This window comes from Pseudomonas sp. SIMBA_068 (assembly GCF_046534705.1).
GTDB lineage: Bacteria > Pseudomonadota > Gammaproteobacteria > Pseudomonadales > Pseudomonadaceae > Aquipseudomonas > Aquipseudomonas putida.
In genome coordinates this window covers 63604-83267 of the sequence record NZ_JAWRYI010000002.1, presented here as the reverse complement: position 1 = coordinate 83267, position 19664 = coordinate 63604, and the positions used below count along the sequence as shown (strand labels likewise).

The following is a 19664-nucleotide window of genomic DNA, read 5'->3' as shown; positions in this document are numbered from 1 at the left end:
TCGGCGAAGCCACCTATCAACTGAGACCCACATCTAGTGCTCTTTCGTCCACTCCAAGGTGCCAGGGAACCTCGCGACGAAGCGCGTGCCGTCCTCAGGCGTAGAGGTTACTGACAGCGTCCCGTTGTGACCCGTTACGATCTGAGATGCAATATACAAACCGAGCCCCAGCCCCTCCCCGCGGCCACCACCTGCTGACCGTTTAAACGGTTGGAACAGTAGCGGTAACAAAACGTCGGGGATTTCTGGGCCATGGTTCATCACTGACAGAACTACATGATTTTCTTGCATGCTTGCGATCACCTCTATCGGGAGATCATGCGCCCCATGAGCAACGGCATTGCCCAATAGGTTTGAAAGCAATTGCCCCATTCTCCCAGCATCACAGAAGACCCCAGGTGAAATGATCACCTCTTGACGGATTTTGACGTTGGGATGACTCATCATGATTTCATTGATGACAGCAATAAAAATGTCACCCAGGTTGTCCACCAAAGTCCGTTTGACCGGAATGCCTCCCCCCAGCTTTCCTCGAGAAAAATCCAGGACATCTTCAATCAAGTTATTCATCCGCTGCGAGCTTTGTCGTATTGCAATGGCAAGCTGCTGCTCGCGACCGGCGGGCAGCCTGGCCTCCAGTAGATCAGCGCTCATTCTGATAGCGCTCAGTGGCGAACGGAGGTCATGCCCCAGTACGGCAATGAACTGCTCCCGGACAATGCCGGTCTCAGCCGCATTGGCCAGTTCAATCGTTTTGGCCTCAAGGTCCGCCAGAACGTCGAGTTGAACAGCTATTAACTGGGCGAAAAGCGTTAGTGTGTTGCACACTGCATCTTCATCAAAATCTGCTGGCACCTGATCAATGGCGCAGAGCGTTCCGAAAAAATCTCCGTTTGTCCTGGTGATAGGAATGGAGACATAGCTTTCCAAGCCGTATGTCTTAGGGGTGTGGTGGGTTGAGTACACCGGATGCTCACTGGCATTCTTGAATATAACGGGTTTGTGGTGCTGACGAATTTCGTGGCAAATCGTCGTTTCCAGCACCAACTCGCCGCCAGGTATGAGCCCAAAATCAATAGAATCATCGACGGCGCAAGCCACCCATTTCCTCTCGGTGACACGCGCAATTGCCGCAAAGCGCATGCCGGTAACATGCTTCACCATATTGAGAATAAGCGGAACGGCCTCGATCTTGGCAATCGTACTAATGTCATGTGAAAGGTCAGACGGATAAGGCATCAAGTCGCCGATTGGATGAATGGCAAATGGGCATTAAAGCGGAAGCCCCAGCGTTTGACAATGAACCCGCGCAGGGTACGCGGCCGTCAACATGGGCATGCGGTTACAATCGATATAGGTGGCTGTCTGGCAGATCCAGTTATGTGGCAGGCGTTGGTCGATTCAGGTGCCCGCTGGGTTGGCAGGGATGCGAGAAATGACAATTTGGCTTGCCATCCACCAACGGCAGCTCTGGGTCGGTCGCAGTCGGTCTCCACTGGCCCCTAACGACCCATAGCTGCCAGCGATCCAAAGCTCTTTAGTCAGTACCGGCGATGGGCCGCGAAGCGGCCCCGGTTACAGTTGTCCGCTATGGGTCGAAAGCGGTCACCTCAATCAGCACCTCCATTTCAGGCTCGGCTGCAAGTTGATCCGCCATTGCGGCAGGCGCCCGCCGCCATCTAATGACCTTGCACAACCCCATCAGGCTGCGTGCCCATGCTTGCGAGAAAAATCTCGGTCTCCCGATTGGACCGCAGGCAGACCACGCGACACCCCGACGGCACCGTCGCCACGAATTGCTTCATCGCCTTGCGAGACGAGGTTTTCGTCCGCCACATGAACCTGAAAAACCCCGGCAGGTTGGCCAGCAGTTCCGGGCAGTCATCCGGCAAGTCTGGCCGGGACCGACCGCGGTTCAGCATGGTTCTGAGGAGCACGCGCCAGAATCGAAGCGGCGCCGAGCGATCGATCCATATCACCATGTCAGCGCGGGCCAGGCGGTTGCGCCAGGTAGCCGAATGGCCGCCTTCGAAGATCCAGCGCTCACGAGCCTCGACCTCGTGGCATAGACGCGTCTTCTCGTCCCGGCTCCGCTCGACCCAGCCTGGCTGCCAATGAATCGTGTCGATATGCACGACCGGCAAGCCTGTGCGCTCGCCCAGCTTGCGCGCCAGGGTACTTTTCCCAGAACCCGGCTGACCAATGATCATCACCCGCTGCATTGAAGCTCCCTCTCGCCATGCTTGTTGAATATGGGGCGCGCGATTCTACGGCAATGGGCGATGCGGTCAACTGCACTGCCTTGGGCAGCTGACAGGTTGAATGACGCGCCCTCATCTGCAAGGAAGCGCCCGTCGCCATACGCTTCAGAGCCCCGTCTGCTCCTTCTTGGGGGCAGTCCAAAGATCACCTCTGACACGGCTGGCAGCTATGGGGCGTAAGCGCTGAGTCGCGATCGTCTGCTTTCTGCCCGCCGCTGCCATCTGCGGACAGAAATGTTAAACATTCTTAATTGTTGATTAATTACTTGCTTGCTTCTCGCCCCGGTAAAATTTCGCGCTTTCATGTGGAGAACGCTCCGATGCTTCGAATGCTGTCCTGTGCTGCCCTCTTGACCACTTCACTCGCCTGCTGCGCTGCTGACGTTGTACAAGGTGGCGAGCAAACGCTGACCGTTCTGAGCTCCGGCGGGATCATGGGCGCGATCCGAGAAGTGGCGCCAGCTTATGAGAAGAAATATGGCGTTAAGTTAGAAGTTCTCGCCGCGCCTTCGATGGGGGAAACCCCGCAGGCCGTCCCAAAAAGGCTCGCCCGCGGTGAGCAGGCGGATGTGGTTCTGATGGTAGGTTCGGCGCTCGACAACCTGGTCGGCAGCGGTCAAGCCGACAAAACCAGCCGAATAGATCTCGGAAAATCTTTCATCGCCATGGCCATTCGCAAAGGCGAACCGAAGCCGGACATAGGCACTATGCAGGCCTTGCGCACGGTGCTGCAAAACAGCAGCTCTGTCGCCTACTCCGACAGCGCAAGCGGCGTCTATCTCTCCACGACCCTGTTCCCTCGCATGCAACTCGGTGACCAGTTCGTGGCCAAGGCACACATGATACCTGCCGAGCCTGTCGGCGCGGTGATCGCTCGCGGGCAAGCCCAGATCGGCTTCCAACAGCTAAGTGAGCTTAAGCCAGTAAAGGGTATCGACATTGTTGGTCTGATCCCGACTGAAGCGCAGAAAATGACCATGTATTCGGGCGCTGTCGTCAGCAAGAGCCAGCATCATGCCGCAGCCCAGGCGCTCCTCAACTATCTGGCATCGCCAGAAGCCGACGCAGCGATCAAAGATAGCGGCTTGACGCCACTACCTCATACAGCAAGCTGACTGCGAGCGCCGGCATCGGTAATGGGAATGCGGCAAGACACGAATTGTTGCCCGTAGCCTTCGCTCCGCGAGCGATCGACTCATAGCTGCCAGTCGTAGCTTAGGTGATCTTTGTGGGAGCGGGCATGCCCGCGAAGCAGGCGACGCGTTGGATGGCACGGGCTTCGCCCGTGTTCGCGGGCAAGCCCGCTCCCACACTGATCGCGCAAACTTTTAGATTTTAAATAGGACAGCTGCTTCCACCGGGTTCGCGCCGGCCTCGGAAAAAGAGCAATGGCAGTGCTTTCGCAATGGCAGCTATCACCTCATTGCCGACGCTCAGTCCAAATGTCCTTGCACTAAACATATGGAAATTCGTATATTCGGATTTCCATATGTATTGGTGCAGTCATGATTACACCGCCTGATGTATTCAAAAGCCTGTCCGACGAGACCCGTGCTCGCGCCACCCTGCTGATCGCCAGTCTCGGTGAGCTATGTGTCTGCGAACTGATGTGCGCGCTGAACGACAGCCAACCCAAGATCAGCCGCCACCTCGCACATCTGCGCAGCAATGGCATGCTGTTGGATCGCCGCCAGGGGCAATGGGTGTATTACCGTCTAAACCCCGAGCTGCCAGCCTGGGTGCATGAGATGTTGCAGGTGACCTTGCAGGCAAATTCGCAATGGTTGGCCGACAACACTCTTCGGCTGAAGAACATGGACGGCCGCCCCGTCCGTGACGCTGCCTGCTGCTGATCAACATCGAGCGAGATCTTCATGCTGGTCGCCATTGCAGTCTTTGTTTTCACTCTCATCCTGGTCATCTGGCAACCGAAGGGGCTTGGCGTTGGCTGGAGTGCCGCGCTCGGTGCCCTCATTGCCCTGGCGGCGGGTGCCGTCTCGCTGCACGACATCCCGACCGTGTGGGCCATTGTCTGGAATGCCACCGCCACCTTCATCGCCGTCATCATCATCAGCCTGCTGCTGGACCAGGCCGGTTTCTTCGAGTGGGCCGCGCTGCATGTGGCCCGCTGGGCAGGCGGTAGCGGCTACCGCCTGTTCGCCTTCTGCGTCTTGCTCGGTGCTGCCGTGTCGGCGCTGTTCGCCAACGATGGTGCGGCGCTGATCCTCACACCCATCGTCATGTCGATGCTGCTCGCGCTAAGGTTCTCGCCCGCCGCAACGCTGGCCTTCGTCATGGCCGCTGGCTTCATCGCCGACACGGCGAGCCTGCCGCTGGTAGTTTCCAACCTGGTGAACATTGTTTCGGCCGACTACTTCAGGCTGGGCTTCAGCGATTACGCCTCGGTGATGGTGCCGGTGAATTTCGCCAGCGTGGCTGCAACCCTCCTGGTGCTGTTCGTGTTCTTCCGTCGTGATATCCCGAGGCAGTACACGGTCGCGGCCCTGAGGACGCCAAGCGAGGCGATTCATGACCGCGCTACCTTCAATGTCGGTGGCTGGGTGCTGCTGGTGTTGCTGATCGGCCTGTTCGCCCTGGAACCACTGGGTATCCCGATCAGTGCGGTCGCTGCAACTTGTGCGGCAATCCTTTTTGCCGTCGCCGCTCGCGGGCACCGCATCTCCACCCGTCGTGTGCTGCGCGAAGCGCCTTGGCAGGTGGTGATCTTTTCTCTTGGGATGTACCTGGTGGTCTACGGGCTGAAGAACGCCGGCCTCACGGATATGCTCACCCACTTGCTCAACCGACTTGCGCAGCAAGGGCTGTGGGCTGCCGCCATCGGCACCGGGTTGATCGCTGCATTGCTGTCCTCGGTCATGAACAACATGCCCAGCGTGCTGGTCGGCGCCTTGTCGATCCAGGCCAGCGAGGCGCAAGGGCTGGTGCGCGAGGCGATGATCTACGCCAACGTCATCGGCTGCGACCTCGGCCCGAAAATCACACCCATCGGCAGCCTCGCCACCCTGCTCTGGCTGCATGTGCTGGAGCGCAAAGACATGCGCATCACCTGGGGTTACTACTTCAAGGTCGGCATCCTGCTGACGCTACCGGTGCTGTTGATCACCCTTTCGGCCCTGGCATTGCGCCTGAGCCTCTGACATCCGCCACGAAGCGGAGGAGCCCCCATGCGAGTCCTGTTCATGTGCACGGCCAACAGCTGCCGCAGCATCCTTTCCGAGGCCATGTTCAATCACCTGGCGCCTCACGGATTTGAAGCCGTCAGCGCCGGCAGTTTCCCGAAAGGCCACGTGTTGCCTCGCAGCCTGATCACCTTGCAGCATGCGGGCATCTCTACTGAAGGGCTGAGCAGCAAGGGCAATGACGCGTTCGAGGGTTGCCCTCCTGACATCGTCATCACCGTTTGCGACAAGGCTGCCGGCGAAGCTTGCCCGGTGTATTTCGGCCCTGCACTGAAGTCGCACTGGGGACTGGAGGACCCGTCCGATGTCGTGGGTGATATGGCGTCGGTAGACGCTGCGTTCCGCGCCACGCTGGCCCGGATCGAGTCACGCTGCCAAGCATTCTTCGCACTGCCTTTCGATAACCTCGACCATGAGCAGCTCAAGCATGAGCTGGATCGCATCGGTACCCTTTAACAGGAGGAAACATGTCCGAGCAACTGCCTAATCTCGACCTTGCCCTATTCGATGTATCGCCAGCGGCAACCCGTTCCAGCGAGCACAAACCGCGCATCCTGCTGCTGTATGGGTCGACCCGCGAACGCTCTTTCAGTCGCTTGCTGGTAGAAGAGGCCGCACGCCTGCTGGAGCACTTCGGTGCAGAAACGCGGGTGTTCAATCCGTCGGGCCTGCCGCTACCTGACGATGTACCTGTCGACCACCCCAAGGTGCAGGAACTGCGTGATCTGGTGCAGTGGTCGGAAGGCCAGGTGTGGTGCTCTCCAGAGCGTCATGGTGCGATGTCTGCGGTTTTCAAGGCACAGATCGACTGGATCCCCTTGGCGCTGGGAGCGCTTCGCCCCACCCAGGGCAAGACCCTGGCAGTCATGCAGGTGTGTGGCGGCTCGCAGTCGTTCAACGTGGTCAACCAACTGCGCGTGCTCGGGCGCTGGATGCGGATGTTCACCATCCCGAACCAGTCCTCGGTACCCAAGGCCTACCTGGAGTTCGACGACGCTGGCCGTATGAAACCTTCGCCGTACTACGATCGCGTGGTAGATGTGATGGAGGAACTGGTGAAGTTCACCGTCTTGCTGCGTGACCGCCAGGAATTCCTGGTGGATCGCTATTCGGAGCGCAAGGAACACGCCGAGCAACTCTCTGCCCGTGTGAACCAGCGCTCGATCTGAGCGCTATGCCTGGCATGCCCGCTATGGGTCAAAAGCGACCTGTCGTGAATTGCAGATTTCGACCCATTAGCGATCGTCAGGCCGCCTGCTGGATCAGTGCCTGACGCAGGACGTCCGCCAAACGCTTAAGGCCTTCATCCAGCTTGTCGGGAGCAACATGGCTGAAGTTCAGCCTCAGGTGCCCTGGATGTTTGTCAGGCTCTGGGAAGAAGGGCTCTCCGGGCATGAACGCCACATTGGCCGCCAATGCCGGTTCGAGCAATGACCGGGTATCGATGGGGTGCTTGAGCGTCAGCCAGAAGAACAACCCTCCCTCTGGCATCTGCCACTCGGCCAAGTCGGCGAAGTGCGTCTCCAATGCGGCCTGGAAAGCGTCTCGACGAGCCCGGTAATAGTGGCGTAACGCTTCAAGATGACGCTCAAGCCTTTCTGTTCCCAACCATTGAAGCACCTGCCATTGGCCAACCCGACTGGTGTGCAGGTCCGCCGACTGCTTGAGCCGCAGCAAGTGCGGGAACAGGTCGGGGCTGGCAATCAGATACCCAATCCGCAAGCCGGGCAGCAAGGTCTTGGACACAGTACCGGTATAAATCCAGCTGGTGGTGTTCAGGCGGCTGACAACCGGCATGGCCGCGACGCCGTCGAAACTCAGTTCCCGATACGGCTCATCTTCGATCAATGTGACGTTGAACTCATCGAGAAGCGCCGCGACTTCGTCCCTTTTTCTGTCGCTGTAGCGCAGCCCCGACGGGTTCTGGAACGTTGGAATCAGATAGATGAACGCGGGGCGGTTCAGGCTCAGCAGTTCGCGCAGCGACTCCAGGTCCGGGCCATCGCGTTCCATCGGCAGCGAAAGGCAGTGCGCACCGAAGAACTGGAAGCTTTGCAACGCGGCCAGATAAGTAGGGGCTTCCAGCAGTACCGGCGTCCCTTTGTCGATATACAGTTTTGATGTCAGGTCCAGAGCCTGCTGCGAGCCGCTGAGAATCAGCACTTGGCTAGCCTCGCACTTGATTCCCAACGCCCGGGCTTCCCTGGCCAGCGCCTCACGCAACATCGGCTCACCCTCGCTCATCCCGTACTGGCCCATGCTGGTGGGCATTTCAGCCCAGTCCACAGAGGGCAGCATCTCCTCTGCCGGCAGGCCTCCTGCAAAAGACATCATCCCTGGGCGCTGCGCGGCGGCCAGAATTTCACGAATCAAAGAGCTTTTAAGGCGCGAAACACGTTCAGAAAATGCCATGGATCACCTCTGGCCAAGCGCGAACAATATAGGTCAAACTCCTTTACCTAAAGTAGAACGCTCGTCGAGAATAAGTCAACATGATTGACCTAAAAAACCAGGAAGCACAGCAGCAGGCCATGGAAGCGTTTTTCTTTGGCTATCAGGCGTTCACCACCAAGGCCGACGAGATGCTTGAGCGCAGGGGCTTGGGCCGTGTGCATCAGAGGATCGTTTTTTTCATAGCCCGGCACCCACACCTCAGCGTCAAGGAGCTGCTGGCCCTGCTCGGCGTGACCAAGCAGGCGCTGAACATACCGCTACGGCAATTGGCAGAGATGGGATTAGTGGACAGCGTGGCATCGCATACCGACAAACGGATGCGGTTGCTTCAGCTGACCAAAGAAGGCTCGCGACTTGAACAAATGCTGCGACGTGAACAAGTAAAGCTGCTTGAACGGGCATTCGGTGAGGCCGGAGAGGCGGCGGTAGCGGGATGGCTGGCTGTCAATGCGGCATTGGGGAAGATACAACATTCAACGTGAACCCGGATGCCCGGAACATGCGCATAATGCCAAAACCGCCCATTATGGCCCTTCCACTAATTGCACTCAGTTTCAGATGGCAGCCGACTGCCTCAACCTCCGACTCAACCCAGGCGTCTTACCCGTAACACGCTTGAACGCCCGACTGAATGCCGCCTGAGACGTATAGCCCAAACGCTGCGCGACCTCTTCAATAGGCATCCTTTCCAGCGTCAACCACTGGCTGGCAAGCCGCATTCGCACCTCGGTGACGTAGCGCAGCGGGGTCATGCCAATCGTCACTTGAAAACGCTCCGCAAAGACCGAGCGGGACGTATTGCATTGCTCCGCCAACTGCTCGACGGTCCAGTCGCGGCCCGGTTGTTGATGCAGCGCCAAAAGTGCACCTGCCAGCCGCGGATCGCGCAGGGCGGCCACCAGGCCGGAGGCGTTACCGCAGGCGCACTCGACCCAACCTCGAACGACCATGGCGGCGACCACGTCGGCCAATCGCGCGAGGATGCCGGCGAAACCGACGCGTGCGGCGCTGACTTCGCGCTCCATGGTGGTGAGAATAGGCACCAGCCCGGGATAACGCTGGCCGCCTGCATCAATCAGCATCAGGCCCGGCATCAGCTTGCCAAGGCCATGGAGGCTGCCCAATTCGAACGCCATGCAGCCACTGAACAAAAGCGTGGTCGGCATGGGGCCGGCATCGGTGCCGGTTTTCACCCCGCTGACGGCGTCGCCGAGAGGCTCGCCGTCCAGAAGGTCAATTTCTTGCACGGGCACGTGCGTATGCGAGAGCAATTGATGGGCCGCACCATGGGAGATGAAGACGGCGTTACCGGCGGACAGCGCATAGGTTGTCCCGTCTTCCATGCGCAGCACCGCGTTGCCGACCGCCAGGAAGTGGAACCAGGCATGCCCGGGTTTGGCAGCGAAGCCCAAGCCGAAGGCCGGGCCCGCTTGGATACGCCGGTAGTCGACACCGCGCAGGCGCATGCCGCGCAACAGCTCGTTGATGAGATCGGAAGAGAGGGCAAGTGGGTCTTTCGGCATTATCCAGGTGTTTTGGTCAAAAAATTGAGTTTTTAGATCATAGATCATCCAAACTCTCGCGCCTAGACTACGGGTCAATTGAAGATTGGGAGATCCGTGCAATGACTGACCTTGTATGCAATGCCGTACCCGACAGCCGTTCCGGCGCCGGGCCGGATGCAGAACCTGCAACCCCCGCGTGGATGGCCGTATTCTCGTTGGCCATGGGCGTGTTTGGCTTGCTGACCGCTGAGTACCTTCCGGCCAGCCTGTTGACGCCGATGGCGACCGAGTTGGGGGTATCCGAAGCGCTGGCTGGCCAAGCGGTAACGGTGACAGCCGTGGTGGCGCTGTTCGCCGGCCTGTTGGTGCCAGGCCTGACTCGCAGTATCGATCGCCGCTGGGTGTTGCTGGGTTTTTCCACATTGATGATCGCTTCCAATCTGTTGGTTGCCGTTGCCTCCAGTTTCGCGGTGCTGTTGTTGATGCGTATCTTGCTGGGCATCGCGCTTGGCGGGTTCTGGAGCATGGCGGCGGCGGTGGCGATGCGTTTGGTGCCGGGGGCTTTGTTACCGCGAGCACTCTCGATCATTTTCAGTGGCATCGCCATCGGGACGGTGGTTGCGGTCCCGCTGGGCAGTTATCTGGGTGGGCTTTATGGCTGGCGCAGCGCGTTCTTTGCAGCGACGGCGGTGGGTGTGGTGACCCTGGCTTTCCAGGCACTCACGCTGCCGAGCCTTGCGCCGCGTCGGCCGGCACGCCTACGCACGGTGCTTGAGGTGTTGCAGCGTCCAGGCATTGCTATGGGGATGTTCGGTTGTGTGCTGGTGCACAGCGGCCACTTCGCGATGTTTACGTATGTTCGGCCATTCCTCGAAGGTACGACCGGCATTGGCCCGCAGGGGCTGTCGCTGATGTTGCTGGGTTTTGGTGTGGCGAACTTTGTCGGCACCTTGGTGGCCGGGTGGATGCTTACTCGTCACCCGTTGGCCACCCTGGTCTTGATGCCCGCGCTGGTGGGCGTTGCGGCACTGGCGCTGGTCCTGTTGCCGGCGTCGGTGCCAGGGCAGGCTGTACTGCTGGCCGTCTGGGGCCTGGCCTTTGGGGGTGTGCCGGTGGCGTGGTCGAACTGGGTCGCCAGCGCGGTCCCTGACCAGGCGGAAAGCGCCGGGGGCATGGTGGTTGCGTCTGTACAGTCGGCCATCGCAACAGGCGCAGCCGCTGGTGGGGCAATGTTCAGCCTTGGTGGCAGCGCAGGCGTATTCGTCGCGGCGGCGGTGCTGATGCTGCTGGCCGCGTTGCTGATTGCACTGCGTGTGCAAGTTCCTTCGGTAGAGGGCGCTTTGCTGAACGGGTCGGCACTCCACTGATAGCCTGACTCTCCAAGCGGCTTATCTACTCCGGCGCCTACCGGCGACCCAAAGCTGCCAGAGCGGAGGCTCAGGTTCTGCTTCTTCCAAGGGCTGCGGTTACCCGCTCATTGCGCCACCTGGTTTCTAAGCACTCCCCGCAACAGCAGTTCGAGCGCCCTGCTTGCCTGCGCCAAGCGCGCAGCGCCGTCTTCAGCCTCCGCGATCCACGCAGCCGCTTCTGCCAAGCTGCCATGTATCAACGAGGCCAGCGCTTGAGCGTCAGCTTCGACGACAACGCCCTGTACCATCAATTGATGTATCAACTGTCGCATCGACTCTACACAATGTTGCTGTGCCTCCGGCGAGCCGCCACCCAACACAGCCCTGGCATCACGCAGCACGATCCGCTGAATCTGAGGCTCCAGGGCCATTTCAAGAAAGGCATGACAGCGCTGGCGAAAGCCGTCCCAGCCATCCTTGGCCGAGTCAGAAATGGCACACAGGCGCACATCCATCTCCGCATCGAGCTGCGCGACCACTGCCGCCAGCAACCCCTTCTTGTCGCCAAAGTGATGGTACAGCGCCCCCCGCGTCAGGCCCGCCTGGGCCGTCAGATCATCCATGGAGGTGTCCGCATAGCCGCGTTCACTGAATACTTTGCGTGCAGTCTCCAACAACGTGGCTCGGGTTTCTTCCATTGCGGCGCGAGTGCGGCGAACCATCCAGCTACTCCTTGTCTTCAGGCGGCATGAGGTGAGCGTATGCGAGTGCCGTCATACAACCTGTAGCCATTGTCTTGATCTCGACGCGCGCTGACAAGCGCCTGCTTCCTGCCCTCTTCGCCTTACTCGATGCAGGGTGGAGGCAAGGCAATCCGATCGGCGGCCCGCTCCCGCAGGCGGCAGTAACTCCAGAAAGCGACCAGCAACACCGCCACGCCGGCGCCCAGTGCCACGTTGAATCCGGCCTTGGCACCCAACACATCGACAACCTGCCCCGATGCCGCAGCCCCGCCGGCAACCCCGACGTTGAGGCCAGCGAGCAACCAGGTCATGCCTTCAGTCAACTTGTTGTGCGGAACAATGCGCTCTACCAGCGACATCGCCACGATCATGGTGGGCGCAAAGAACAGGCCCGCGACCAGGACTGCTGCGGCCAGCCCGATGATGTTGCCTGCCAGCAGCAGCGGCAAGGTGGTCGCCGCGGTCGCCAGCCCCCCCACTAGCAGCAGCTTGCGCAGTGGCGTATCGAGTTTCAGGGCACCGAACACCAGCCCCGCTACGCAGGAGCCGATGGCATAGCACGACAGCACCAAACTCGCCGCAGCCGGCATGCCCATCAGCTCGGCAAACGCCACGCTGACGATGTCGACAGTACCGACGATCACGCCCATCGCGACCATCAGCAAGGTCAGCAGGCGCACATCGGCGAGGCTGAAGATCGACACGCTACCTTGCTCCATGTCGGCGTCAGCCCTGACTGGCGGCTCAGTGCTGACCTGCACGGCCAGTGCGAGCGCACCAATGGCCAGGAGCACCGCGGCGGCCAGTGGTCCTGCTTGCGGCACTACCGCCACGCTCAGCCCCACCGAAATGGGCGGGCCGGCAATGAAGGTAACTTCATCGAGTACGGTTTCTAGCGAAAAGGCTGTCTGCAACTGAGGCTTACCGCGGTAGATCGCAGTCCAGCGGGCACGCACCATGGCCGACATGCTCGGCATGCAGCCGGCCAGGGCGGCGCCAGCGAATAACGCCCAGTCCGCCGTCTGCCAATAGCTGCACGCCAGCAGAAGGAGAATGCCCAGCACGCTGAGCCCGGCGGCGGCTGGCAATACCCGGCGCTGGCCGAAGCGGTCGACCAGACGCGAGACCTGAGGCGACAACAGGGCATAGGTCAATACGAAGGTGGCTGCCACTGCACCCGCCAGGCCGTAACTGCCGCGGATCTGCGACAACAGGGTAATGATGCCTATACCCGTCATCGGCAGCGGAATACGGGCCAGAAGGCCCGCCAGAACAAAACCCTTGGCCCCCTTTGCCTGGAACAATGCGCGGTAGGTTGTGAACATGCTCGACTCTCCTTATCGAATGGCCTGCGTACGCCTGGGCCCCAAATACATACACCTCGTATGATTACGACCCTATTATCATACGGGATGAATGTAAAGCCGCTGTCTTCCCGTATGATGAGCATCCGTGCGTAAGAAAGCCCTCAGCGCGCCAGCGCTGCCCTGATCACCGCCGAGGCAACCAACATCAGCGCCCTAGGCCGTGGCCACGCTGCAACCGCCGGTATCTGGAGCGCCGAACAGACGGCTGGCTGGAAGAAGGTCACCGACGCTGTGCATGCCAAAGGTGGCAAGATTGTGCTGCAGCACCGTGGTGTTGAGCTGAGCATCGCTCCCAGAGAGCGCTATTACGGCGGCGGAGCCAAGGGCTACACCGACTGGCCGAATGGCAATTACTGAACCCGCGCATCACAACAGGCAAATACACCATGAACAACCCCACCGGCCTTTCACAAGGCCGTCAAGTACGGCTGGGCGCAGGTGACACGCGTCTGGCTGAGGAGAACGCTTCAGATCTGTGCCCCGCCCTGAGGCCGTCCGCAGCCAGATACCTTACAGCGAGCTTATTGACTCAAGCGGACTCCAAAGACGCAGACTTGAAGCCCAAGCTTCGCATCAGATCACGTGCCGCTTCGAAGAACATGGGCTTGAGGCTTTCTGCGTACTCTTCCGTCAAACGACTCGCAGGCCCTGAAATGACAAGGGCGCCCATGAGTTCCTGTTGGGCACCGTAGATGGGCAGCGCCATCGAAGCAGCATGAGGGTCCGTTGCGCCTTTGGAGTAGTAAGGTTTTTGCAAGTCAATCCCGATTTCATAGGGAGCGCGCAAGGCCTGCGCACCCGCTGCTTCATCCATCGGACGCATGTCACCAGGTTGCAGGTTCAAACGCAGTCGATGCGATGAGTTGACGCGATATTGGCACATCCGATACGCACCGTGACGTACATAAAATGAAGCAGTTTCACCCGACTGTTCAGCCAGGTAATGCAAGCGTGGCATCACGTGTTTTTCGAGGTCCAGCGCTTCTTGGTATACAGCGTTCAAACGCATGACTTCACTCGCCAACTGATAGCGACCATCAGCCATGCGGGTAATGAACCCGTGGTTCTCCAGAGACACCATCAAGCGCATGATCGTGCTTTTGATCAGCCCGGTACGCTCAACCAGCTCGACAAGGCTCAGCGCAGAGTCGCCTATCTGAAAAGCGGTCAGCACGGTCAAAACACGGTCTGCCGATGCCACACCATTCACCGCTGGACGCGGCCGCGCTTTTGCCATTTGCAAAACCTCACACGATTGAGGCCCTCCATTCAACGCGAGGGCAGAAAAACCCCATTATCCGACAACGGTCGGCCCCCGCCAACGTAGCATGCGCCGTGGGCCAGATAAAAAAGCCAGCAGGGCAATGGCTGCGCCTGCTGGCAAGGGGTCAATCGGTTTCACATGAGGGTATGTTCAGCGCCTTGAGTTGAGGGCGCTGACTACCCGCTGTCGACCAGTGCCTCATACCGGTACGCTCACCCGCGCGCGTGAAGCTGAGCAGCATCTTGTCAGTCCACAAATACAGGCTGCTGCCGCCAGCCCCCTTGTCGATCGAACCCTGGTTGACCTGCACAAAGTTGCTATCGTCGGAAACGCTTTGATACCCCAGGGTCAGCGAGTGGCCTCGCAGTCGATGGCTGAACGCCGCACTCCAGAGATCATTGTCGATTTCGCCATCGCCACCCGCGGTGTAACCCCCGATGGTATAGCCTTGGCTACGCCCCGAGCTGCTGCCGTTGGCGCCGTCCGCAAGGGTGCGGAAATAGTGCAGGTCAGTGGTCAACGAGCTGTCATCGGTCAAGATTTCATCTTGGCGGTCAGGCCGGCGCTGCTCCAGTGGTCAGCTGCGCCATCGCCATCGGAAGGAATCATGCTGCCGCCCAGATGCCGTCCCCTGCCGCTGTCCAGCGTCAGGCCCAACATGGCCGTGGCGTCCACGCCGAACCCAACCACACCCTCGGTAAAGCCCGAGCGCAGGTCGAGCAGAAAACCTTGGGCCCACTCCTCGGTTTTAGAAGGCGCCGCCGCGCCCTCTCGGTTATCGCTGTTGAAGTAAAAATTGCGCATCGACAGTTGCGCATGGCTGTCGATGATCAGATCGGCTTGAGCAGGCAGGCCGATGACGCCGCCAATGGCTGCCAGCGCAATGCGACAGGTCGAATGTTGGGCTTTCAAGAAAAGCTACTCCGAGGAACAGTTATTATTTTTTCGAAACGACGTTTCCTTTAAATGGAGTCAGATTACCCTCAATTCGTCAACAGGCGCACAAGAAAGCGGGCCTTAGCGAAAAGCATCACCAAAATTCGCTTCACCCCTCGTCCGGTTATGGTTTATTTTGCAACGCCGTTGCATTAAATAAATCAAAACAACAATCCGGACGCCTTGGCGTCCACTGGCCCTACAGGAGCGCCCATGAGCTTCTTTGCTGCCCCTCCCACGGTAGAAACTACGGTATTCACCCGCCTGCCCGACCGTTTCCGCACCCCGCGCCCGACTGCCTGGGCCAATGCCAACCGCCAGGGCCGTGCCATCGACTCGTTCCTTGAAGGCCCATCGTTCGATCGCCGAGGCCATCTGTACGTGACCGACATCCCCAACGGGCGAATTTTCCGCATCTCGCCCCAAGGCGAATGGGAGTTGGTGTGCCAGTACGATGGCTGGCCGAATGGCCTGAAGATTCACCAGGACGGACGCATCTTCATCACCGACTACAAGCGTGGAATCATGTTGCTCGACCCCCAGACAGGTGCTATCGAGGCGCTGCTCGACTCGGCCGGTTCCGAGGGCTTCAAGGGTGTCAATGATCTGGTGTTCGCCCCCAACGGCGACCTGTTTTTCACCGACCAAGGTCAGACAGGCCTGCAAGACGCCACAGGTCGGGTGTACAAGCTCGACGCCGGGGGCAACCTGACTTGCCTGCTAGGCACTATCCCCAGCCCCAACGGCATCGTCTACGACCCCCACCTCAACCACCTGCTGGTGGCCGTGACCCGTGCCCAACAGATCTGGCGCATTCCCCTGGGCAATGGCTCGATCGTCGGCAAGGTCGGCGTGTTCGCCCAATTGCACGGCGGGCTGGGTGGGCCTGACGGACTTGCCCTGGATGCCCAAAGCAACCTTTACATCGCCCACACCGGTTTCGGTTCGGTGTGGAAGCTGTCGAAAGTCGCCGAGCCACTGGAACGCATCGTCTCCTGCGCAGGGATCAGCAACACCAACCTCGCCTTTGGCGGCGACGACGGCCAGACCTTGTTCATCACCGAATCCGAGACGGGCAGCATCTTGCAGGTCAGGACCAAGGCTCCGGGCCTTGCGATGTTCTCGCACTGCTGACAACGCCCCGCTTCACTGACGACAACTACAAGAAGACCAGACGACATGAACGATCAAAATCCGAATCTACCCCCGCTGAGTGAGGCCGAAGGCGAACGCCTGATGCGCCGCGTGCTGTGGCGCCTGCTGCCGTTCATTTTCTGCTGCTATGTCATCAGCTACCTGGACCGCACCAACGTCGGCTTCGCGGCCATCTCCATGAACCAGGACCTGGGCCTGACCGCCACGATGTTCGGCTGGGCAGCCGGGCTGTTCTTCTTCGGCTATTTCATCTTCGAACTGCCCAGCAACCTGCTGCTGCAACGCTTTGGCGCACGGGTGTGGATCGCCCGCATAATGGTTACCTGGGGCTTGCTTTCGATGGCCACGGCGTTCGCTACCGGGCCGGTCAGCTTCAGCATCCTGCGCTTCCTGCTGGGCGTCGCCGAGGCAGGCTTCACCCCCGGCATCTATCTGTTCTTCACCTACTGGTTCCCGGGCAAGTGGCGCGCCAAGGCGACCGCAGCCTTCCTGCTGGGCATTCCCACCGCCAACATCATCGGCTCACCGCTGTCCGGCTGGTTGATGCTGCAACACGACGTGATGGGCCTGAAGAACTGGCAACTGCTGCTGGTCACGGAGTCCTTGCCGGCCGTGCTGCTGGGGATCGCCTGCCTGTGGGTGCTGGTCGACAGCCCGGCAAAGGCCAAGTGGCTGAGCGAGCGTGAGAAGCAATGGCTAGGCAACCGGATTTCGCAAGAGCAGCAGTCGATCGGGGCAAACCATGGCCATACACTGCGCTCGGCACTGACCAACCCGAGGGTGTTCACCCTCGCGGCGGTCAACTTCTGCTGCATCGTGGGCTCGGTCGGCATCGGCATGTGGTTGCCGCAGATCATCAAGGGGCTGGGCATCTCCGCGGACAAGCTGGGCTTCGTAGTCGCAGTGCCTTACCTCCTGGGCGCTATCGCCATGACCCTCTGGGCACGCTTGGCCAACCGTAGCGAACAGCGTCTGCCGTACGTGGTTGGCGCGCTGGCTATCGCCGCCCTCGCCTTGGTCGCAGCCGCGTTAGCAGCAGACCCGCTGGTCAAGATCGCTGCGCTGTGCGTCGCAGTGGCCAGCATCCTGTCGTTCCAGGCCACCTTCTGGGCCATCCCCTCGACCTTCCTCACCGGCCGCGCAGCCGCCGGCGGCCTGGCGATGATCGTGTCGATCGGCAACCTGGGTGGTTTCACCGGGCCGTTCATGATCGGCATGATCAAGGACGCCACTCACAGCTTCGTCATACCGTTCTTCGCAGTGGCAGCCATACTGGTGATCGGCATCATCCTGATGGTCTTGCTGGGCGACCCGGCCAAACGGCAAGCCCCCCAGGGCCATGCTGTCTGAGCAATCAATGGCGGCGGTACAGGAGGTACTGCCCCAACAGCCCCAGCATCAGCACCGCGCCGGCGATCCCCAGTGCCTCCGGCGCGCCCCATCGAGCGGCGATCAAACCTGCGGCCATGCCGCCCAAAGCCTCGAAACCAAAGCGCATGGCAATGTAGAAGGCGATGACCCGGCCGCGCAAATGGCTGGGCGCGCCGCTCTGCAACTGCATGTTGGTGCTGACGTTGCTCAATGTGATGCCAAAACCCAATACCGCCAACGCCAGCAGTGCCAGCGGCAGCTCCCCCGCCAACCATAGGCCCATCAAGGCGACCCCGCACGAAAGCGCCCCGACCTCGGTGAACTGTCGCAGCCGTGGCAAGGCGCCGCCTACCGCCAACACCAGCGTCGCCACGAACGCCCCCGCCCCTGCAGCCCCCCATAGCCAACCCAACACCCGCGCATCTCCGGCGAACACCGCGCTGGCCAGGATGGGCAACAGTGCCGCGTAACAGGAAGCCAGCAAGTTGATCATGATCACGTTGACCAACAGCTGGCGCACGTTGCGGGTCTGCCACATATAGTGCAGACCCTCGCGGAACACCTGAGCGGTTGAGCCGCCGGCCTTGGGGCTGGCAGTACCGCGGACCTTGAGCAAGCCACCCAACAGCGCGAGAAAAGCCACGGCAGTGAGCAGGAAACAGGCTGCTTCCCCGGCAAAGGCAATCAGCGCCCCGGCCAGTGGCGGGCCAACGAAGCGCGCGGCATTGATCAGCATGGCATTGAGCACGAGCGCATTCGGCAGGTCGCCCGGGTTGTCGACGAAGCTGCCGATCAGCGCCTGGCGCAGTGGCGTTTCAAGGGCGTTGAGCAGGCCTAGCAGCAGGGCCATGCCGGCGATGAACGGCCCGTCCACCCAGCCCAGCCAGGTTGCGACGCCCAGCACCAGCGACTGCACGATCAAGATCATTTGCACGATGATGAGCAGCCGGCGCTTGTCGTGGCGATCGATCCATGCTCCCGCTAGCGGGCCGATGACCAGTTGCGGCGCCAACGACAGAAAGGTGATCAGCCCCAGTAGCACGGCCGAACCGGTCAGGTGATAGGCCAGCCAAGCCAATGCAACCTGCTGCACCCACTTGCCCAGCGTGGAAACACCCTGGCCGACGAAATAGATCTGGAAGTTGCGATGAGAGAGCGCCCGCACAGCGGCGGGCCAGCGCGTGCGATGCTGTGGTGATAAATCGGTCAAGTCTTGGAATCCTCAATAGCCCCGCGACCAACACCGATCCATCAGCCACTGCGCACCCCATCGCAAGGTGCGCAGGTGGAGCTGAATCAGCCTGGAAGCAGGCAGCCTTTCTTCTTCAAGGACTCCAGGACCCAGGAGCGGTCGTTGGTGCCTTGGGCAATTTTTTCCATCTGCGCGGTTTCGGCAGCGTGTTTGGCGGTGGCACCTGCGTAGACCTCGGAAATATGGTCGTAAGGCACGCACAGCAAGCCATCGTCATCACCGATCACCAGGTCGCCCGGCTCGATCACCATACCATCGATGGCGATCGGCACGTTGATCTCGCCCGGGCCATCCTTGTAAGGACCACGGTGCGAAACACCTGCAGCGAACAGCGGGAATTCACCCGCGCCGATGTTGGCAGCATCGCGGATGGCGCCATTGATGACGATACCAGCCACGCCACGCTTGACCGCGTAGGCCACCATCATTTCACCGATCAGCGCGTTGGTCAGGTCGCCGCCGGCATCGACCACGATCACATCGCCCGGCTGAGCGATGTCGATCGCGTAGTGCAGCATGAGGTTGTCACCTGGACGGGCTTTGACGGTCAAGGCCGGGCCGCACAGTACGCCTTGGCGATGCATGGGGCGCAAGCGGGCTCCACCAGCCGTCATGCGATTCATCGAGTCGCTGACATTAGCGACCGGAACCTCACGGTAGCGTGCAACCCACTCCTCGCCAACCTTACGCGGGCGCTCAAGCACTTGGAAGCCAATGCTCATGTGACATACCTCTCTTGGTGTTATTCGATGTCATCGGCTGCTGCCGAATGTGTTTTTAGAATGTCATTTCATTAAAATCATTGCA

The 19664-nt window shown here is 60.2% G+C and carries 18 protein-coding genes and 2 pseudogenes; 10 read left to right on the top strand and 10 right to left on the bottom strand.

Translation table 11 applies throughout. The features are described from left to right. Positions 1 to 33: 33 nt before the first annotated feature. Together SB756_RS06455 and SB756_RS06450 are read right to left on the bottom strand one after the other, a co-directional pair. Positions 34 to 1239 (bottom strand): GAF domain-containing sensor histidine kinase, encoded by a 1206-nt coding sequence (locus SB756_RS06455; protein ID WP_341795961.1) that lies wholly within the window; start codon positions 1237 to 1239, stop codon positions 34 to 36. A gap of 440 nt (positions 1240 to 1679) precedes the next feature. Continuing rightward, positions 1680 to 2222 carry an AAA family ATPase gene (locus tag SB756_RS06450; protein ID WP_341795962.1) on the bottom strand — a complete coding sequence of 181 codons (543 nt, stop codon included), beginning with the start codon at positions 2220 to 2222 and terminating at the stop codon, positions 1680 to 1682. A gap of 359 nt (positions 2223 to 2581) precedes the next feature. On the opposite strand from SB756_RS06450, the gene SB756_RS06445 reads away from it, so the two are divergent. The 5 genes from SB756_RS06445 to arsH all read left to right on the top strand — a co-directional run bounded on the left by SB756_RS06445 (position 2582) and on the right by arsH (position 6630). Then, positions 2582 to 3376, top strand: a complete 795-nt coding sequence (locus SB756_RS06445; RefSeq protein WP_410910456.1) for a substrate-binding domain-containing protein — start codon at positions 2582 to 2584, stop codon at positions 3374 to 3376. A gap of 390 nt (positions 3377 to 3766) precedes the next feature. Beyond that, positions 3767 to 4114 (top strand): metalloregulator ArsR/SmtB family transcription factor, encoded by a 348-nt coding sequence (locus SB756_RS06440; protein WP_410910455.1) that lies wholly within the window; start codon positions 3767 to 3769, stop codon positions 4112 to 4114. Between the two features lie 21 nt (positions 4115 to 4135). Continuing rightward, entirely contained in the window at positions 4136 to 5419 is a 1284-nt protein-coding gene (locus SB756_RS06435; protein ID WP_410910454.1) for an arsenic transporter, read from the top strand. Positions 5420 to 5446: 27 nt separating this feature from the next. Further along, on the top strand, positions 5447 to 5917 hold the full coding sequence (locus SB756_RS06430) for an arsenate reductase ArsC (RefSeq protein ID WP_341795966.1): 471 nt from the start codon (positions 5447 to 5449) through the stop codon (positions 5915 to 5917). 11 nt (positions 5918 to 5928) lie between these two features. Then, positions 5929 to 6630, top strand: coding sequence for an arsenical resistance protein ArsH (gene arsH / locus SB756_RS06425; RefSeq protein WP_306378839.1), 702 nt, complete (start codon positions 5929 to 5931; stop codon positions 6628 to 6630). A gap of 76 nt (positions 6631 to 6706) precedes the next feature. Here the strand turns inward: arsH and SB756_RS06420 are convergent, their stop codons facing one another. Then, the gene (locus SB756_RS06420) at positions 6707 to 7873 is read right to left on the bottom strand and encodes a PLP-dependent aminotransferase family protein (RefSeq protein ID WP_410910453.1); all 1167 of its coding nucleotides are present in this window, start codon (positions 7871 to 7873) and stop codon (positions 6707 to 6709) included. A gap of 80 nt (positions 7874 to 7953) precedes the next feature. Here SB756_RS06420 and SB756_RS06415 point away from each other — a divergent pair, with 80 nt between their 5' ends. Continuing rightward, positions 7954 to 8397, top strand: a complete 444-nt coding sequence (locus SB756_RS06415; protein ID WP_341795969.1) for a MarR family winged helix-turn-helix transcriptional regulator — start codon at positions 7954 to 7956, stop codon at positions 8395 to 8397. Positions 8398 to 8469: 72 nt separating this feature from the next. Here SB756_RS06415 and SB756_RS06410 read toward each other — a convergent pair whose 3' ends face one another. Continuing rightward, positions 8470 to 9438, bottom strand: a complete 969-nt coding sequence (locus tag SB756_RS06410; protein ID WP_410910703.1) for an AraC family transcriptional regulator — start codon at positions 9436 to 9438, stop codon at positions 8470 to 8472. A 101-nt stretch (positions 9439 to 9539) separates the two neighbouring features. Between SB756_RS06410 and SB756_RS06405 the strand changes: the two genes are divergently transcribed. Continuing rightward, positions 9540 to 10787, top strand: a complete 1248-nt coding sequence (locus SB756_RS06405) for an MFS transporter (protein WP_410910452.1) — start codon at positions 9540 to 9542, stop codon at positions 10785 to 10787. A gap of 107 nt (positions 10788 to 10894) precedes the next feature. On the opposite strand, the gene SB756_RS06400 is transcribed toward SB756_RS06405, so the two are convergent. After that, on the bottom strand, positions 10895 to 11491 hold the full coding sequence (locus SB756_RS06400; RefSeq protein ID WP_341795971.1) for a TetR/AcrR family transcriptional regulator: 597 nt from the start codon (positions 11489 to 11491) through the stop codon (positions 10895 to 10897). A gap of 122 nt (positions 11492 to 11613) precedes the next feature. Beyond that, positions 11614 to 12837 carry an MFS transporter gene (locus SB756_RS06395; RefSeq protein ID WP_410910451.1) on the bottom strand — a complete coding sequence of 408 codons (1224 nt, stop codon included), beginning with the start codon at positions 12835 to 12837 and terminating at the stop codon, positions 11614 to 11616. Between the two features lie 144 nt (positions 12838 to 12981). On the opposite strand from SB756_RS06395, the pseudogene SB756_RS06390 reads away from it, so the two are divergent. Next, positions 12982 to 13143: pseudogene (locus SB756_RS06390) on the top strand (alkene reductase); the annotation flags it as partial. Positions 13144 to 13408: 265 nt separating this feature from the next. Here SB756_RS06390 and SB756_RS06385 read toward each other — a convergent pair. Together SB756_RS06385 and SB756_RS06380 are read right to left on the bottom strand one after the other, a co-directional pair. Continuing rightward, the gene (locus SB756_RS06385) at positions 13409 to 14116 is read right to left on the bottom strand and encodes an IclR family transcriptional regulator (protein ID WP_341795973.1); all 708 of its coding nucleotides are present in this window, start codon (positions 14114 to 14116) and stop codon (positions 13409 to 13411) included. Positions 14117 to 14330: 214 nt separating this feature from the next. Continuing rightward, positions 14331 to 15055, bottom strand: a pseudogene (locus tag SB756_RS06380) (OprD family outer membrane porin); the annotation flags it as partial. A gap of 237 nt (positions 15056 to 15292) precedes the next feature. Between SB756_RS06380 and SB756_RS06375 the strand changes: the two are divergent. Next, positions 15293 to 16213, top strand: a complete 921-nt coding sequence (locus SB756_RS06375) for an SMP-30/gluconolactonase/LRE family protein (protein ID WP_410910450.1) — start codon at positions 15293 to 15295, stop codon at positions 16211 to 16213. Positions 16214 to 16258: 45 nt separating this feature from the next. Then, entirely contained in the window at positions 16259 to 17584 is a 1326-nt protein-coding gene (locus SB756_RS06370; protein WP_341795975.1) for an MFS transporter, read from the top strand. 4 nt (positions 17585 to 17588) lie between these two features. Here the strand turns inward: SB756_RS06370 and SB756_RS06365 are convergent, their stop codons facing one another. After that, the gene (locus tag SB756_RS06365; RefSeq protein ID WP_410910702.1) at positions 17589 to 18770 is read right to left on the bottom strand and encodes an MFS transporter; all 1182 of its coding nucleotides are present in this window, start codon (positions 18768 to 18770) and stop codon (positions 17589 to 17591) included. A gap of 131 nt (positions 18771 to 18901) precedes the next feature. Further along, positions 18902 to 19579: an RraA family protein gene (locus SB756_RS06360; protein ID WP_410910449.1), complete on the bottom strand. Its 678-nt coding sequence runs from the start codon at positions 19577 to 19579 to the stop codon at positions 18902 to 18904. Between the last annotated feature and the right edge of the window lie 85 nt (positions 19580 to 19664).

Excerpts from the sequence above, each read along its gene's own strand:
- SB756_RS06400 (WP_341795971.1), bottom strand. The coding sequence starts at position 11,491 with ATGGTTCGCCGCACTCGCGCCGCAATGGAAGAAACCCGAGCCACGTTG.
- SB756_RS06375 (WP_410910450.1), top strand. The coding sequence starts at position 15,293 with ATGAGCTTCTTTGCTGCCCCTCCCACGGTAGAAACTACGGTATTCACC.
- arsH (WP_306378839.1), top strand. The coding sequence starts at position 5,929 with ATGTCCGAGCAACTGCCTAATCTCGACCTTGCCCTATTCGATGTATCG.
- SB756_RS06385 (WP_341795973.1), bottom strand. The coding sequence starts at position 14,116 with ATGGCAAAAGCGCGGCCGCGTCCAGCGGTGAATGGTGTGGCATCGGCA.
- SB756_RS06405 (WP_410910452.1), top strand. The coding sequence starts at position 9,540 with ATGACTGACCTTGTATGCAATGCCGTACCCGACAGCCGTTCCGGCGCC.
- SB756_RS06370 (WP_341795975.1), top strand. The coding sequence starts at position 16,259 with ATGAACGATCAAAATCCGAATCTACCCCCGCTGAGTGAGGCCGAAGGC.
- SB756_RS06455 (WP_341795961.1), bottom strand. The coding sequence starts at position 1,239 with ATGCCTTATCCGTCTGACCTTTCACATGACATTAGTACGATTGCCAAG.
- SB756_RS06440 (WP_410910455.1), top strand. The coding sequence starts at position 3,767 with ATGATTACACCGCCTGATGTATTCAAAAGCCTGTCCGACGAGACCCGT.
- SB756_RS06395 (WP_410910451.1), bottom strand. The coding sequence starts at position 12,837 with ATGTTCACAACCTACCGCGCATTGTTCCAGGCAAAGGGGGCCAAGGGT.
- SB756_RS06445 (WP_410910456.1), top strand. The coding sequence starts at position 2,582 with ATGCTTCGAATGCTGTCCTGTGCTGCCCTCTTGACCACTTCACTCGCC.
- SB756_RS06410 (WP_410910703.1), bottom strand. The coding sequence starts at position 9,438 with ATGCCGAAAGACCCACTTGCCCTCTCTTCCGATCTCATCAACGAGCTG.
- SB756_RS06430 (WP_341795966.1), top strand. The coding sequence starts at position 5,447 with ATGCGAGTCCTGTTCATGTGCACGGCCAACAGCTGCCGCAGCATCCTT.
- SB756_RS06415 (WP_341795969.1), top strand. The coding sequence starts at position 7,954 with ATGATTGACCTAAAAAACCAGGAAGCACAGCAGCAGGCCATGGAAGCG.
- SB756_RS06450 (WP_341795962.1), bottom strand. The coding sequence starts at position 2,222 with ATGCAGCGGGTGATGATCATTGGTCAGCCGGGTTCTGGGAAAAGTACC.
- SB756_RS06435 (WP_410910454.1), top strand. The coding sequence starts at position 4,136 with ATGCTGGTCGCCATTGCAGTCTTTGTTTTCACTCTCATCCTGGTCATC.
- SB756_RS06420 (WP_410910453.1), bottom strand. The coding sequence starts at position 7,873 with ATGGCATTTTCTGAACGTGTTTCGCGCCTTAAAAGCTCTTTGATTCGT.
- SB756_RS06360 (WP_410910449.1), bottom strand. The coding sequence starts at position 19,579 with ATGAGCATTGGCTTCCAAGTGCTTGAGCGCCCGCGTAAGGTTGGCGAG.